Annotated in this window: 14 protein-coding genes; 3 read left to right on the top strand and 11 right to left on the bottom strand. The window is 69.2% G+C overall.

Annotated elements, in window-relative coordinates; translation table 11 throughout:
* From VK682_RS19405 to VK682_RS19375, 7 genes are read right to left on the bottom strand one after another with little or no spacing between them, the layout of a single operon-like run.
* Positions 1-984 carry an imelysin family protein gene (locus VK682_RS19405; protein ID WP_230794412.1) on the bottom strand — a complete coding sequence of 328 codons (984 nt, stop codon included), beginning with the start codon at positions 982-984 and terminating at the stop codon, positions 1-3.
* Between the two features lies 1 nt (position 985).
* Positions 986-2,512, bottom strand: a complete 1,527-nt coding sequence (locus VK682_RS19400; RefSeq protein ID WP_324782427.1) for a di-heme oxidoreductase family protein — start codon at positions 2,510-2,512, stop codon at positions 986-988.
* On the bottom strand, positions 2,499-2,984 hold the full coding sequence (gene bfr / locus VK682_RS19395; protein ID WP_089848141.1) for a bacterioferritin: 486 nt from the start codon (positions 2,982-2,984) through the stop codon (positions 2,499-2,501). Before bfr ends, VK682_RS19400 begins: the two co-directional genes overlap by 14 nt.
* Positions 2,932-3,228: a (2Fe-2S)-binding protein gene (locus tag VK682_RS19390; protein ID WP_089848143.1), complete on the bottom strand. Its 297-nt coding sequence runs from the start codon at positions 3,226-3,228 to the stop codon at positions 2,932-2,934. The genes bfr and VK682_RS19390 overlap by 53 nt, the downstream gene beginning before the upstream one ends.
* A gap of 11 nt (positions 3,229-3,239) precedes the next feature.
* Positions 3,240-4,499, bottom strand: a complete 1,260-nt coding sequence (locus VK682_RS19385) for an imelysin family protein (RefSeq protein ID WP_324782426.1) — start codon at positions 4,497-4,499, stop codon at positions 3,240-3,242.
* Between the two features lie 46 nt (positions 4,500-4,545).
* On the bottom strand, positions 4,546-4,707 hold the full coding sequence (gene hemP, locus VK682_RS19380) for a hemin uptake protein HemP (RefSeq protein ID WP_230794407.1): 162 nt from the start codon (positions 4,705-4,707) through the stop codon (positions 4,546-4,548).
* A complete protein-coding gene (locus tag VK682_RS19375; protein WP_165616824.1) occupies positions 4,704-4,865 on the bottom strand; it encodes a hypothetical protein in 162 nt (53 codons plus the stop codon). The genes hemP and VK682_RS19375 overlap by 4 nt, the downstream gene beginning before the upstream one ends.
* Before the next feature lie 206 nt (positions 4,866-5,071).
* Here VK682_RS19375 and VK682_RS19370 point away from each other — a divergent pair, with 206 nt between their 5' ends.
* Positions 5,072-6,202 carry a metallophosphoesterase family protein gene (locus tag VK682_RS19370; protein ID WP_324782424.1) on the top strand — a complete coding sequence of 377 codons (1,131 nt, stop codon included), beginning with the start codon at positions 5,072-5,074 and terminating at the stop codon, positions 6,200-6,202.
* Entirely contained in the window at positions 6,199-8,811 is a 2,613-nt protein-coding gene (locus VK682_RS19365; protein WP_324782423.1) for an AAA family ATPase, read from the top strand. Before VK682_RS19370 ends, VK682_RS19365 begins: the two co-directional genes overlap by 4 nt.
* A gap of 27 nt (positions 8,812-8,838) precedes the next feature.
* Here the strand turns inward: VK682_RS19365 and VK682_RS19360 are convergent, their stop codons facing one another.
* From VK682_RS19360 to VK682_RS19350, 3 genes are all read right to left on the bottom strand, one after another.
* Positions 8,839-11,418: a calcium-binding protein gene (locus VK682_RS19360; protein WP_324782422.1), complete on the bottom strand. Its 2,580-nt coding sequence runs from the start codon at positions 11,416-11,418 to the stop codon at positions 8,839-8,841.
* Between the two features lie 284 nt (positions 11,419-11,702).
* Positions 11,703-12,329, bottom strand: a complete 627-nt coding sequence (locus VK682_RS19355) for a DsbA family protein (protein WP_230794404.1) — start codon at positions 12,327-12,329, stop codon at positions 11,703-11,705.
* 182 nt (positions 12,330-12,511) lie between these two features.
* Complete coding sequence (locus VK682_RS19350) at positions 12,512-13,135, bottom strand: MarR family winged helix-turn-helix transcriptional regulator (RefSeq protein WP_230794402.1); 624 nt, start codon at positions 13,133-13,135, stop codon at positions 12,512-12,514.
* Positions 13,136-13,283: 148 nt separating this feature from the next.
* Between VK682_RS19350 and VK682_RS19345 the strand changes: the two genes are divergently transcribed.
* Positions 13,284-14,798, top strand: a complete 1,515-nt coding sequence (locus VK682_RS19345; RefSeq protein ID WP_230794399.1) for an MDR family MFS transporter — start codon at positions 13,284-13,286, stop codon at positions 14,796-14,798.
* Positions 14,799-15,034: 236 nt separating this feature from the next.
* On the opposite strand, the gene VK682_RS19340 is transcribed toward VK682_RS19345, so the two are convergent.
* On the bottom strand, positions 15,035-15,657 hold a 623-nt coding region (locus VK682_RS19340; RefSeq protein WP_324782421.1), incomplete at its 5' end, for an MOFRL family protein.

Below are 15,657 nucleotides of genomic sequence, written 5' to 3'. Positions count from 1 at the left end.
TTAATCCCCGTCGGCAGAGTTGAACCCGGCGCTAAGCCCCAGCGGCGCGCCCAGTTCGGCGCCGATGGTGTCGCGCAGGGTGCGGACCTGCTGCTGCACGATCTCCAACCGCAGCCGCGCGGCGGGATCGTCGAGATCCTGCAGACCGGGATCGCTGACGCGTCCCGCCAGTTCTTCCAGTCGGGCGAGCGCTGCATCGGTCTGCGGCAGCGGTCCGGGCGCCAGCGTCACCGCCAGATCCCGCGCCGCACGGGCGTAAAGCAGCACGTTGCGCAGGCTGCGGCCCGCGCGCCACGCTTCTGCCCGGGTCGGGCGGGGCCGGTCGAAACTGCCCAGCGGTCGGCCCAGCCTTGTATCGGCGGTCACCTCGAGGCTGGACATGACCTGCGTGTAAAGCGCGGCCATCGCCTCGGTCTCCGACAGGAAGCTGGCATTGCCGGGCCCGCCCGCCGACAGCAGCACCTGCGCGAACCCGTCGCGCCAGCCGTCCTGCAGGGCCTGTGCCTGCGCCGCCATGTCGGCGGTCATGGTCTGGACCAGCGCACAGGCATAGCTGCCCGGCGCATAGCCCGCGAACTCCGCCTCATAAAGCATCTGTTCCAGCGCGAAGAGCCCGCGCGCGGCGATCGAGGCCTCGGCATAGGCGGCAGGATCACGGCCCACCGGCGCCTGATCCGCGATGAACCCCTGCAGGGTGCGCGGGGTAAAGCCGCGCGCATCGGGCCAGAACACCACCGCCAGCGCGCCGGTTTCCGAAGGTCCCATGCGGATGTCACCCACCACGGTCCATGCGTCAAAGGCCAGCTGGTAGCGCGCGCGCAGCGCGGGCGCGGTGCAGTCCTGCCGCGCCGCCTCCGCCAGATCTCCGGCGGCTTCGGCGAAGCCCGCATAGCCGGGCAGGATGTGGCCGGTCAGCGCCTCGGGGACGCCCGCGCGCAGCGGGCTGGCAAGGCAGAGCAGGCAGAGGGTCGCACGCAGGATCATGTCAGAGACTTTCAAGGAAACGCAGAAGGGCGGCACGGTCGGGCGGGTCAAGCGCCACGACGCGGTCGCGCGCCGCCTGCGCCTCGCCGCCATGCCACAGGATCGCCTCCAGCACCGAGCGCGCGCGCCCGTCATGCAGAAGTTCGGTATGGCCGCTGACCTGCCGGGTCATGCCCAGCCCCCAGAGCGGCGCGGTGCGCCATTCGCGCCCCGTGGCCACACCTTCGGGGCGGTGATCGGCAAGCCCTTCGCCCATGTCATGCAGCAGCAGGTCACTATGCGGCCAGATCAGCTGGAAGCTCTGTTCGGGACGGTCGGGCAGCCGGTGGGTGACGAATTTGGGCACATGGCAGGCGGGACAGCCCGCCTGATGGAACACCTGCTTGCCCGCCAGAACCTGCGGATCGGCGGCATCTCGGCGGGCGGGCACGGCAAGGTTGCGGCTGTAGAAGGTCACCAGATCCAGCGCCTCGTCATCCACCTCCAGCCCGCCGCGTTCGGGATCCTCCCCGCCGGGCGCGGCGCGGCAGGCGGTCTGCGCCGGGGTGCAGTCGCCCCAGGGGTCGGGATGCAGCGGGGTGGACAGGCCCATGTCGCCGGCAAAGGCGGCGGCGGACTGTTCGCGCACCGTCGCCTCCCCGGCCTTGTAACCAAAGCGGCCCAGCATCGGCGCCCCCGCCTCGCGCGACCAGACCACGGCGGGGCGGCCCGAGATGCCATCGCCATCCGCATCCTCCGGGTCGGCATGAGCAAGGATGTCCGCCGCCGGGATCGCCTCCAGCAGGCCAAGGCCGATCATCTGCGGCGCCACGCGGGGGCTGAGCATGGCCCCGGGCGCCAGCGGCCCCTGCGACAGGTCGGCGGCGGCATAGACGGGCACACGCAGCGACGCCACCTCTCCCCCCGCCAGCGGCACCTCGCGTTCGGTATACCGCACGTCGAGCCGGTATTCGGCGGCAAGCCCCGCCGTGGCAAAATCCTGCAGCTGTCCGCCATAGACCGGATCGGGCGCGGTGGCGATCCAACCTTCGATCTCGGGCATGTCGGCGCCGGGATCCGCGGGCACCGACACGCGCAGGAACATCGACACCGCCCCGCCCGCATCGGGGGTATGGCCGCGCCCGTCCTTCAGATGGCAGTTCTGGCAGCCGCGCGCGTTGTAAAGCGGCCCCAGCCCGTCAGAGGCGCGGGTGGAGGACGGAGCAGAGACCCAGAGCTTGCGGAAAAGCCCGTTGCCGACCTTGAACTGCAGCTCGCGGTCAAAGGCCATGTTGGCGGAGGGCTGCGAAAAGGCGTCGGCATTGGTGCGCGCCCGCACCGTGGCGGCACCACCGGGCAGATCCTCGAAGGCTTCGGGGGTGCTGAAATCGGTGGGCGGCGCCGTGACGCGCGCGATGCGCGCCGCCTCTCCGCGCGTGCGCGGGGTCACCTCCAGATGCAGATCCCGCAGGTCGGGACCGGTCGCGTCAGCAGCAGAGGCGGCGCCGCCCCAGAGGACGGCGCACAGGACAAGCCTACTCGGCTTCATCCATCGGTGACGCGTTGAGCAGCGCATAACGTTCTTCACCCAGTTTCGCGTAAAGCTCGAGCTGCGTTTCGAGGAAGTCGATATGGCCTTCCTCGTCCATCAGCAGCTCTTCGAAAAGCTTCATCGTGACGTAATCGCCCACGGCGTTGCAATGCTCGCGGGCTTCCTTGTAAAGCGCACGGGCGTCCAGTTCGGCGGCCAGATCGGATTCCAGCGTTTCCTTGGGGGTCTGGCCGATGCGGAGCGGGTCGAGCTTCTGCAGGTTCGGGTGACCGCCCAGAAAGATGATCCGCCCGATCAGCTTGTCCGCATGGTGCATCTCCTCGATGCTTTCCTCGCGGCTTTTCTTGGCCATATGGCCAAGGCCCCAGTCCTCCTGCAGACGGAAATGCAGCCAGTACTGGCTGACCGCCGTCAGTTCAGACCGCAGAGCCTTGTTGAGATACTCGATGACCGTCTCTTCGCCCTTCATGTGCGCCTTCCTGTGATGATCCGCGGCGCCGGAGCCCGCGGAGATGCATGGGGACTTCCAGATTGTCGTTCCCGCGCATGATTTGCAAGAAGAGCGGCATGCAGCCGCCGCAATCGGCAGCCTTGCCAAGGGCATGATAGATCTTGCCCGGCGTGATGATCGTCTGCGCATCGGACTTTCGCATCCAGTCGATGGCGGCGTTGATGTCACGGTCAGAAATGTTCTGGCAATGGCAGACGATCATGGCTGTTCTCCTTACTGGAAGACGGCGCCGGGGTTGTCGAGGCTGTCGGAGCCTTCGAAGGCGATGCTGTCGAGCGACAGCGCGGTGACGATGCGTTCGATGCTGCGGGTCTGGTCGATCAGCCCGTCGACCCCGGCCATCACCAGCGCCTCGCCTTCGGCATTGGCCGGATCCAGCATCTGGTCATAGGCCATGCCGCCTTCGGCTGCCGTCTTGATCGCGCCAAGCGCCTGCATCGTGGCCTCAAGCTTCGCGGTCATCTCGGCATCCAACTCGGGCGCGGTCTCCGCCACCAGATCGCGGAGCGAGGGCCCAGAGACGGTGCTGCCATCGACCCGGGTATATGCGCCCAGATAGACGTTCTGCACGCCTTTGCCGTCGTAGTAATGCGAATTGTGGGTGTTGTCGGAAAAGCAGTCATGCTCTTCCTCGGGATCGTTGAGCATCAGGCCAAGCCGCATCCGTTCGCCCGCCTGTTCGCCATAGGACAATGATCCCATGCCGGTCAGCATCGCCACCAGCCCCGCATCGGGATCAGCGGTGACCGCGGCGCGGGCGGCGCCCTCTTCGGCCCAGGCCGCGGCCATTTCCTCAAGATCGGAGATCAGCAGATCGGTGGCGGCGGTCAGATAGTCGGCGCGGCGGTCGCAGTTGCCGCCCGTGCAGGCCTCGCCCTGCGCGTAGTCGGTGAAGGGCCGTTCGCCCGACCCCGGCCCGGTGCCGTTCAGATCCTGCCCCCAGAGCAGGAATTCGATGGCGTGATAGCCGCGCGCCACGTTGGTTTCGATCCCGTCCGCCTCGTTCAGCGTGTCGGCGATCAGCGCGGGCGTGATGGTGCCGGCATCCACCTCCTGCCCCGCGATCATCAGCGCCGGATTGGCGATGACATTGGCGGCGGCCAGCTCGTTCTCATCCGTGGGCCCGGCATAGCTTGTATCGACATAGTCGATCAGCCCCTCGTCCAGCGGCCATGCGTTCACCTTGCCTTCCCAGTCATCGACGATGGGATTGCCGAACCGATAAACCTCGGTCTGCTGGTAGGGATCGCGGGCGGCAAGCCATGCGGTGCGGGCGGCGGCCAGCGTCGCCTCGGACGGGTCGGCCACCAGCGCCGCCACCGCCTCCTGCAGCGCCCGCGCGGTGATCAGGCTGTCCTCATATCCCGCCTGCGCGATGTCGGCATAGGTGTCGATCACGGCGGCGCGGTCGGTCGCGGCCAGAGCGGGAGTTGCCGCCACAAGGGCAAGCACGGAGGGAAGCAGGCGCTTCATGGATCGGTTCCTTCTTCAGGGGACGTGCCGGGCTGTCGGCGCGGGCTTATTTGGTCAGGATCAGCTTTCCGGCCTTGGTGATCCGCAGCGTGTAGATCTGACCGTCCAGCTCGATCTCGGCGGTGATGCCGTTTTCGGTCAGCGCGCGCGCGTCATGGCGGGGCACAACGGGCGAAGCGGTGTAGGTGTCCAGTTTTCCGACGATCATTGTGCGGTCCTCCCGAGGTCGCGCGTCTCCAAGCGGTCAAGCAGGCTTTCCAGAACGCCCTCGACCGGCCAGAGCCCGCCAAGGATTTGCGTCATCAGTTCCGCCCGTTCGCTCTTTGGGTGGGGCGCCTGCGCGCCTGTGGTATATGTCTGTGCCATCGTCAGCCTCTTTCGGTTTTCCGGTCGTTCCGGTCTCGGCTTCCCGTCGCGGCGGCGCAGGGTGGCTGGATGCCCTTCATAACTGACCAAATGAATCGGAATTGTCAATCTGACAATTTCCGTCGGACATTGATCGGGCACAGAGCCTCCCTCCCCCCGTTGCGCTTGCCCGCCAGTTCGGCGAAGGTCCGCGCGGGGGACAGACCATGACGCCATTCCGCTTCATCCACAGTTCGGACCTGCATCTGGGCCGCCGCTTCGCCGCCCTGCCCGAGGACATCCGCCCGCGGCTGGTCGAGGCGCGGCACGGCGCGCTGGCGCGGCTGGCGCAGGCCGCGCGCGATCACGGCGCGCGCGACATCCTGCTGGCGGGCGACGTGTTCGACAGCCCCACCCCCAGCGCGCGGGTGCGGGCGCAGGCGCTGTCGGCCATGGGGGCGGAGGCGGATCTGGTCTGGTGGATCCTGCCCGGCAACCATGACAGCCTCGCCGCCGAGGAGCTGTGGTCCGAAGTGGCGCGCGGCCCCGCCAATCTGCGCCTGCTGGCGGAGGCGGCGCCGGTGGAACTGGCCCCCGGGGCTTGGCTGCTGCCCGCGCCGCTGCCCCGGCGGTTTCCGGGGATCGACCTGACCGCCGCCATGCCCGCCGCCGCCACGCCAGACGGGGCGCTGCGCATCGGGCTGGCCCATGGCGCGGTGCAGAGCTTTGACGAGGACGGCGCGCGGCGCGACGAGGTGATCCCGCCCGACCGCGCCCGCAGCGCGGGCCTTGCCTATCTGGCGCTGGGGGACTGGCACGGGGCGAAAGCGATCTCCCCCGACACATGGTATTCCGGCAGCCCGGAACGCGACGGCTTCCGCCATGACGGGTGCGGCGCCTGCCTTGCCGTCACGCTGACCGCTGGCGCCCCGCCGCAGGTGCAGCAGGTGACGACCGGCACCTTCCACTGGACCGACAGCGCCCTGCCGCTGCTGCCCGGTCAGGATGCCGCCGCAGGCCTCGCCGCCGCCCTGCCCGCCGACCGCGCGCTGCGCCGCGATCATGTGCTGCGCCTGCGCGCCGAGGGCCGGGTGACATTGGCCGCCCGCGCCGCGCTGATGGCCGCCGCCGCCCGCGTGGCGCCGGAGTTCGGCTATTTCGAGCTGACGACCGAGGCGCTGGGGCTGGAGCATGAGGCCACCGATCTGGATGCCATCGACCGCGCGGGCGCGCTGCGACTGGCCGCCGACCGGCTGTCGGCACAGGCGGCGGATGCCACGCTTGCCGAACGCGACCGCGCCGTGGCCCGTGCCGCGCTGAACCGGCTTTACGGCCTGCTGCTGGAGGATCAGCCATGAAGCTGGTGTCGGTCACGCTCTGCGACGTGCGCCGCTTCACCCGCCCCGTCACGCTGGCGGGGATCGGGCCGGGGCTCAATGTGCTGGCCGCCCCCAACGAAGACGGCAAATCCACGCTTTTTGACGCGCTGCAGGCGGTGTTCTTCCAGAAACACCGCGCCGCGGGCAAGGAGATCAAGGCGCTGCGCCCGCATGCGGGGGGTGCGCCCACCGTGTCGGTGGAGCTTGACACCGATCAGGGCCGGGTGCGGCTGACCAAGCGCTGGCTGTCGCGCCCCATGGCGGAGGTGCATCAGGACGGGCGGCTCTTGGCCAAGGGCGAGGCGGCGGAGGACTGGATCGCCGCGCTGACGCAGGCGCCAGAGGCGGGCGGGCCTTCGGGGCTGCTCTGGGTGCGGCAGGGGCTGACCGCGCTGGATGACGGCGAGCGGCGCGAACAGGATCAGGCGCAGCGGGCGCGGCGCGATCTGCTGTCCTCGGTCGCGGGCGAGGTCGAGGCGCTGACCGGCGGGCGGCGCATGGACCGCGCGCTGGCCCAGACCGAGGCGGCGCTGGCGGAGTTGGTTACTCCACAAGGGCGCAAGGCCAGAGGAGCACTAAAGGCCGCCGAAGACGATGTGGCCCGGCTGACCGCGCGGGTTGCAGAGCTTGCCGATCTGGCCCGCCTGCTGGAAGCCGACAGCGCCGAACGCCGCCGCCTGCGCGCCGAACGCGCCGAGCTGACCGAGCCCAAGGCGCAGGAGGCCCGCCAGACCCGGCTGACCGAGGCCCGCGCCCGCGCCGAGGCCGCCCGCGCCTTTGCCAGCCACCTGACCCGCGCGCGCGAGGCGCAGGGGGCGGCGGATCTGCGGCGGACCAGTGCAGAGGCGAGCCTCACCGCCCTTGACCGCGCCGAGGCCAGCGCCCGCGCCGCCGCCACACGGCTGGAGGAGCGCAGCCGCGACGAGGCGGAGACCCGCGCCACAGCCGAAGCCGCACAGACGGCGCTAAGCCGCGCGCAGGCGGCGGTGACCGAAGCCCGCACCTGCCATGCCACGCTGCAGGATCAGGGCGCGCGGCAGGCCGAGATCACCCGCCGCCGCAGCGCCAGCGAACAGCGCGCAGCCCTGACCCGCCGCCTGACCGAGGGGCAGCGCCATGCCCGCACCGCGCAGGAGGCGGCACAGGTGGCGCAGGCCGGGCTGACGCAGCCGGTGCTGGACGCGATCGAAAGCTGCGCGCGCGAGGCGCGGGTGCGGACCGAACTGCATGCCCGCGCCGCGCCGCGCCTGCGCATGGACTATGCCCCCGGCGCCACGCCGCTGCATCTGGACGGGCGCGCGCTGGAGCCGGGGGTGGATCACCTGCTGGACCGCGCGCTGGTGCTGGATCTGCCCGGGCTGGGCGCGCTGCATCTGCATCCCGGCGCCAGCAGCACGCGCGAGTCGCTGGACGAGGCGCGCCGCGCGCTGGAGGCGGCGCTGCAGGCCGCCGGTGTCGCCTCGGTCGAGGCGGCGCGGGCCGCTGTCCGGACCCGCAGCGAGGCCGAGGCCCGCGCGCAGGAGGCCCGCGGGGCCCTTGCAGCGCTTGCCCCCGAAGGGCTGGCCACACTGGAGGCCGCGCGCGACGCCCTGCCCGAGCCGTCAGAGGATCTGGACGATCTGCCCGAGGCCGAGACCCTGCCGCAGCGCCTGCAGGCCGCCGCCGCAGCGCTGCGTGCGGCGGAAGAGGCGCAGGACCGCGCCCGCACGCAGGCCGAGGCCGCGCGTCTGGCCGAGGTGCGCGCCCTGTCGCTGCGCGAGGAGGCCGAGGCGCGGCTGGCCGAGGCGCAGGCCGCCCTGCCCGCCGATCCCGCCACCGCACGCGCCGAGGCGGAGCAGGCCCGGCAGGCCGCCGCCGAGGCCAGCACGACCGCCGCCGCCGAGGTGGCGCGGCTCGCCTCCGACGCGCCCGATCTGGATGCCGCCGAAGCCGCGCTGACCCGCGCCGAGGCGGTGCTGCATCAGGTCGCCGAACGGCAGCGCGATCTGGGAGAGGCCATCGCCCGGCTGGATGCCGCGATCAGCCTGCGCGCGGGCGAAGGCGTGGAGGAGGATCTGGCCGCCAGCCGCGATCTGCTGGCGGAGGCGGAGGCGCGGGCGGACCGGATGGCCTTTGAACGCGACACGCTGCTGCTGCTGCGCCGCACGCTGGAACAGGCCCGCGCCGAGGCGCGCGAGCATTATTTCGAACCGGTCACACGCGAACTGGCGCCGCTGCTGCGGCTGCTCTGGCCCGAGGCGGAACTGGTCTTTGACGAGGAAAAGCTGCTGCCGCTGCATCTGTGCCGCAACGGGCAGGAAGAACAGATCGAGGTGCTGTCGGGCGGCACCCGCGAACAGATCGCGCTGATGGTGCGGCTGGCCTTTGCCCGGCTGCTGGCGCGCAGCGGGCGGCACGCGCCGGTGATCCTTGACGATGCGCTGGTCTATACCGATGACGCGCGGATCGAACGGATGTTCGACGCGCTGCACCGGCAGGCGAATGACCTGCAGATTCTGGTGCTGACCTGCCGCCAGCGGGCCTTCCGGGAACTGGGCGGGCAGGTGCTGGATTTTGCCCCCGGAACCCTGCCGGACGAGGCGCTGTGACGCGCCCCGACCGTTAGGGAGACGGGATCAGAAGATCTCGATATCCGAAGCCGTCACCAGCGCGTTGCGTTCGAAAGTGGCGATCAGCTGCTGGTCTGCGGCACCGGTGCCATCCGCGTCGAACCACAGCTGCCCCGAGGCGCGGTCGAAGATGAAGCGGTCATCGGCATCCTGCGCCTGGGTTCCGGCCACGAACAGTTCCGCATCCAGCGTCCCCGCCGCCAGCCCGCCAAAGTAGGGGCTGCGCATCATCAGCGTGTCGCCCTCGTTGGCCTCGTTGGTGTTGAAATCGATGATGCGGTCGACGTTGTCACCCCCATAGGCGCGGTCGAAAACGAAAGCATCCGCCCCCGCCTGCCCCTGCAGCGTGTCCCGGCCCTCGCGCCCGGCGATGACGTTGTCGAAGGGGTTGCCGATGATCACGTTGTCAAGCCTGTTGCCGAAGCCGTTGATATCAAGCACGTCCCCGGCCTTGGTCCGCACGGTCTGCAGGAACAGCCGTTCGACATTGTTCTCCAGCGTGTAGGAGCGGAAGGCGCGCACGGTGTCCAGCCCCTCGTTCGCGGCCTCGATCACCGTATCGCCGGGGGACCGCACGAAATAGGTGTCATTGCCCGCGCCCCCGATCAGCGTATCGACATTGGGCCCGCCGTCCAGCAGGTTGTCGCCGCCATTGCCCCGCAGCACGTTGCGCAGCCCGTTGCCCGCGCCCAGATAGGCGGTGCCGGTCAGGCTCAGGTTTTCGACATGCGCGCTGCCCAGCCGGAAATCGACCGAAGACATGACGTGATCGATGCCCGCCCATTTGCGGCTTTCCAGCACCACGTCGCCCGCATCATCCACATAGAACACGTCCGACCCCGGGCCGCCGATCATCAGATCGGCCCCCGCGCCGCCGTCGATCGTGTCATTCCCGAACCAGCCGTTCAGCGTGTCATTGCCCGCGAACCCTTCGATGCGGTTGGCGGTGGCGCTGCCAAAGATGGTGTCTGCCCCGCCATTGGAGCCGCGGATATTCTCGATGCTGGTGAAGCTGTGCCGGAACGTGCTGCCCCGATAGCTGCCGGTGGCGACGCCTTCGGACAGATCCGCCACGACACTGGCATAGTTGGTGCGGTCATAGCGCAGCATGTCGATGCCGCCGCCACCATCCAGCGTGTCATTGCCCCGCCGCAGGTCGAAGCGTTCGCTGGCAGCGCTGCCGATGATGGAATCGTCGCCATCGCTGCCGCGGATCTGGTCGACAATCCCGAAGCCGTTCAGGGTTTCGGCATTGCCGAAACCGTCATCAAGGATCTGCCGCGTGGCGAGGTTCAGGGTGATGCCCTCCTCGGACATGGTGAAATCCATGCGGAAGGCGCCAAGCCCGGCAAGGGTGTAGCTGTCCTGCCCCGCGCCGCCCTGCAGCATCATGTAATCGCCTTCGGCCAAGGCGACGTTGAAGGTGTCGTCATGATCCGTGCCGACCACCATCAGCCCGTCACCGCGCAGCGGCCAGCGCACCCCGAAAAGCGTGGTGCTGCCCGCGCCCTGCTTCAGGATGATGCCGGTATTGGTGATGCCGTTGATCGTGGCCACGATGCCGTCATCCAGATCGCCGTGATCCAGCTCGAAATAGCCGGTCACGTCAGCCTCGAAGGTGACGGTGTCCAGACCGGATCCGGGCGCGATGTAGTCGTAATCGGTATTGTCCCCAGCATTGAGCGAATCGTTGCCCGCGCCGCCATACAGCTCGTCGCTGCCCAGCCCGCCCAGCAGGGTGTCGTTGCCCTCGCCGCCGTCCAGAGTCTCGTTGCCCGCGCCGCCGAACAGGTAGTCATTGCCCGCATTGCCGATCAGCATGGTCCCGCTCAGGCCAGCCGAGATCATCGTATCGCCGAACACCGAACCGCTGATGGTCTGGATGCGGGTCACCCGGTCGACATTGCCCTGAGTGTCAAGGATGAAGCCTTCCGGCAGGTTGGCGAAGATGCCGGTGCCAGTGCCGTCGAAATATTCGTGCTCGTAGACGTATTCCACGAGGTTCTGCCCCGCACCGCCATCGATGGTGTCGGCGCCGCCCAGACCGGCGAAACCTTCCCAGCGGTCATCATCCGAGCCAAGGATCAGATCGCCATCCTGCGTGCCTTCGAAATATTCGATATGCGAGAACTGGTCAGAGGACAGGCCGTTGCCGGTGACCGCCGTGCCGGTGCCGTTGAGGCCCGAGGTGATCGTCACCCCGCCCACGCCCGACAGATTGGCATAGCTCAGATCGGTCCCGCTTCCGACGCCATAAAGCCCTACATGGCCAAGGATCGTGTCATTGCCCAGCCCCGGACGGACGTAATCCCCGAAGTCCTGACTTTCGATGTCGCCCCCGGTGGTGTCGAGCACGTCATCGCCATTGCCGCCTTCCAGCCGGTCGCGGCCCGCGCCGCCCAGAAGCCGGTCATCGCCGTCAAGCCCCCGCAGCGTGTCGTTGCCTTCCTCTCCGACCAGCAGGTCGGCCAGATCGCTGCCGGTCAGGCTGTCATCCCCTGCCCGCCCGAAAATGCTCTGGCCATCCGGCAGCGCGGCGAGCGTGTCGTTGCCATCCGTGCCGATCAAGGTGTCCTGAAGACTCATCTTGTGTCATTCCCTGTCATGCCCCTGCATCGCAGAAGCCAATCGCTGAACCGACGCACAGGACCACCGCCCGCACGCCAAAGGTGGATCGGATGGAATGCCGGTCAGACTGCGGGGCGCGCGGAAAAATGTCGGGTGCGGGCATCGGCAGGCGAGAGGTGAAATAGGGTCGGCAATAAGCGCATCCAGAAAACCTGACTCGCGCCAGGCCTTTTGACGCTACTGTGCGTCTGCGCATGCGGCAAGCATTTCTGCGCGCCCGCCGTGCAAAAATGAGGCGGAATTCAGGCGGCGTGCGAGGGCTGGTGCTGGTGCTGGCGCAGCCGGTCCAGACCGTCGAGCCCCGGCACGAGGCGGCCCGCCACGGCACAGCAGGGCAGCAGCGGAATCCCCGCCGCCTGCGCGCTGCTGATCACCGCCTGCGCCGCGTCGCGCAGGTCTTCGGATCCCGCCGCCGCGATCAGGCGGCAGCCCGGCAGGCCTGCGGCGTCAAACGCCTCGGCCAGATCGCCGGGATCGGCGATGTTGCGCTGTTCGGCCCAGACCCCGCGCAGGCAGGCAAGGCTGGCCGCCGCCTGATCCAGCCCCAGCAGCCCCGCCGCCAGAATGGCGCGGCAGGCAAGCCGTGGATCGGTGGGCCAGTTCAGCGGCTCCGCCGCCATGCGCAGCCCGGCGCGCCGCGCGCGGCGGGCCTGTTCCGCGATGCGGTCGGGGCGCTGATGTTCGGGCAGCAGATCAAGCCGCGTCTCGTCCACCGGCAGGAAGCGGACCGGCAGCGCCCGCTCCTGCGCCAGCGCCATCAGCGTGGCATGGCCCAGATAGGCATCGCCGGACATGGGAGAGAAATAATAGTCGATGCGGGCAACATCGCCGGACGGGTCCACGCTCGGCTCGGTTTGTCTGGCGAACATGGACACCCCCGTCAGCTGCCGGACACGATCATGACGCCATGGCGACAGGCGCGGCACCCCCTGTCAAGAGTCTGTCACATGGCCCGCTGTCCACGCACGGTTCTGCCTGTCAGAGCGGCAGATCAGGCGGCAGACCTGCCGGGACTGCGCAGATCTTGCGCAGTTTTGAATCACATGCGCGGTTATTCCGCCGTGGCGCCATCCCCGCCGATCCCGGCTTCGGCCAGTGTCACCCGCAGGTCGGCGATCTGTTCCGCCACCGCTTCGGTATGGTGGGCGGCCTGATCCGACCACGCGCTGAACCGTTCCAGCAGCGGCAGGAAGGTCGCCACCTCTTCGGGGGTCCAGTCCTTGAGGAAGCTGCCCAGCACCAGAAACTTGTAGGTGCGCACCGCCGAGACCAGCCGCGCGCCCTCTTCGGTCAGTTCCAGCACGCTGCGCCGCGCGTCCTGCTGGCTGACCGCGCGCCGCACCAGCCCCTGCCGGATCAGATCCGAGGTCACCCGGCTGGCGCGCGACGGATCGATGCCAAGCCGCGAGGCCACGGTGGACACCATGGTTTCGGTCTGGTCGCAGGGCGTGCCGAATTCCGCCTCGGGCGCGCGCACCGCCATCAGCACGTCAAGCTGCGCCAGATCCAGCGTCAGCCCCAGATCGGACAGGGCGTGCTGGCCCAGTTCGCGCTTGATGACCCGGCGCCGCCAGCGCTGCAGCACCGCGTCGATCTCTGTCGCGGCCTCGGCGGTCGCCGCTTCGATGCCGGCGAGGTGCAGGTGGTCTTTCAGGCTCGGATCCGTCTCGGGCAATGGGGGTCTCCATTTAGATGCTGTTGACATATATCTGCTACGGGCACAGATATGTCGCAACCCCAGTGTGCCGCAAGCGGACGCGAAGCGCCAGATCGCCGCGCCCCCCGGCCCGACCGCTGCCTGATTGCCCAAGGAGACCGCGTTCATGACCGACCGCGCCGACCCCATCGACCTGCCCGCCGCTGCCGAAGCCCATGACCCCGCCGTGATCCGGCTGGCGCTGGCGGCGGTGGCGGCGACGCTGCTTTTCGCCTCGCTGGGACAGACCATCGTCTCCACCGCCATGCCGATCATGGTCGCCGATCTGGGCGGCATGGACCATCTGACATGGGTCATCACCGCCTATCTGCTGGCCTCGACCATCGGGGCGCCAGTGGCGGGCAAGCTGTCGGATCTCTATGGCCGCAAGGCGGTGCTGCAGGTGGCCATCGGCATCTTCCTTGCCGGGTCGGTGATCTGCGGCTTTGCCTCGACCATGGGGCTGGTGATCGCGGGCCGTGCCATTCAGGGGCTGGGCGCGGGCGCGCTGATCGTCACCTCCATGGCGGTGGTGGGCGATCTGCTGCCCGCCCGCCAGCGCGGTCAGGCGCAGGGGCTGATGGGGGCGGCCTTCGGCGTCTCCACCGTGGTGGGGCCGCTTCTGGGCGGGTTCATCGTGCAGCACTGGTCATGGCACTGGATTTTCTTCGTGAACTTCCCCGTCGGCGCCATCGCCTTTGTCATCCTTGGCATGGCGCTGCCCTCGCGCAGCGACCGCAGGCGGCAGTCCATCGACTATGCGGGCGCGGCGCTGCTGGCGACGCTGCTGGCCTCCGCCGTGCTGGTCGCGAATATGGGGGGCACCGTGCTGGGCTGGACCGATCCCGCGCTGCTGGCGCTGGTCGGGCTGGCGCTGGTGGCGCTGGTGGGCTTTGTCGCCGTCGAACGCCGCGCGCCGGAGCCGATCCTGCCGCCCACGCTCTTCACCATCAACGCCTTTCTGGTGGTCAACGCCGTGGGTTTTCTGGTCGGCATGGCGATGTTCGGCACCATCACCTTCCTGCCGCTGTTCCTGCAGGTGGCCAAGGGCATTTCGCCCACGCAGTCGGGGCTGTTTCTGGTGCCGATGATGGGCGGGCTGATCCTTGCCTCCACCGTGGCGGGGCGGATCATGTCCAAGACCGGGCGCTACCGGCTGCTGCCCATCGCCTCCACCGCGCTGCTGGCGCTGGCGATGCTGGCGATGACCACGCTCTCGCCGCAAAGCCCGCTCTGGCTGGTGGCCTGCACCATGGTCGCGGTCGGGCTGGGGCTTGGTCCGGTGTTTTCGGTGGGGGTCGCCGCCATCCAGAACGCGGTGCCGGTCAGCATGATCGGCATCGGCACCGCCAGCGCCAACATGTTCCGCCTGATCGGCGGCGCGCTTGGCACCGCAGGCTTCGGCGCGATCTTCAGCGCGGGGCTGGCGCGGCAGCTTGATGGCCAGCTGCCCGAGGACATGGAGGGCGGGCTGGGCGGCATGGGCGCCGAGATGATCGCGCGCCTGCCCGCCGCCCTGCAGCTGCAGGTGATGGAGGGGTTCAGCGCGGCGCTGCACCCAGTGTTCTGGATCGCGGCGGCGGCGGCGGCGCTGGCCTGCGCGCTGTCGGTGCTGCTGCGCGAACAGCCGATGCCCGCCTGAGCAGCACAGGACGCTTGCGCGGGATCAGCCGCGCAGGCGTTTGACGAACTGCGCCAGCATGCCGTTGGGCGCGGGCAGGAAGCAGCAGGAAAGCACGAAGCGGAACGGATCAATCACCATCATGGGCTCTGTCCTTCGGTCAAGCGGCGCGGGCACCTCCCCGGGCGCCCCTGCGCAACAGGATGCGCCACCGCCGAAACAGTTCCATGACGAGTCCGTGAAGAAGCTGTAACCGCTCAGCCGTGGCCCTCTGGCCGCACCAGAATGGCCCGGAAATCGTTCACATTGGTGCCGGTGGGGCCCGGGCTGAACAGATCTCCCAGCTGGTCGAACGCGCCCCATGCGTCATTGCGGGCCAGCGCCGTCATCGCATCATGCCCGCTGGCGCGCAGACGGCCCGCGCTGGTGCCATCGGCGAAGGCGCCCGCATTGTCCTCGGTGCCGTCGATGCCATCGGTATCGGCGGCGAGCGCGTGGATGCCCGCCAGCCCGTCCACCGCCTGCGCGAAAGCCAGCAGGAATTCGGTGTTGCGACCGCCCCGCCCGCCGTCGCCGCGCAGCGTCACCGTGGTTTCACCGCCAGACAGCATCACCACTGGCGCCACGAAAGGCCGGTTGCGGCGGGCCACCTCGCGCGCCAGCGCCGCATGCACCCGGCCCACATCGCGCGCCTCGCCCTCGATCGCGTCCGACAGGATCACCGCCGGGACGCCCTGCGCCTCGGCCCGCGCCGCCGCCGCCTCCAGCGAGATCCGGGCCGAGGCGATCACATGCACCTCGTTGCGGGCAAAGACCGGATCACGCGGATCGGGCGCGGCAGAGGCGGCGCTGCGGATATGGGCCAGCACCGTCTCGGGCA

The organism is Salipiger marinus (assembly GCF_035481585.1).
Lineage (GTDB): Bacteria > Pseudomonadota > Alphaproteobacteria > Rhodobacterales > Rhodobacteraceae > Salipiger > Salipiger marinus.
This window is presented reverse-complemented; position numbering and strand designations above follow the sequence as displayed.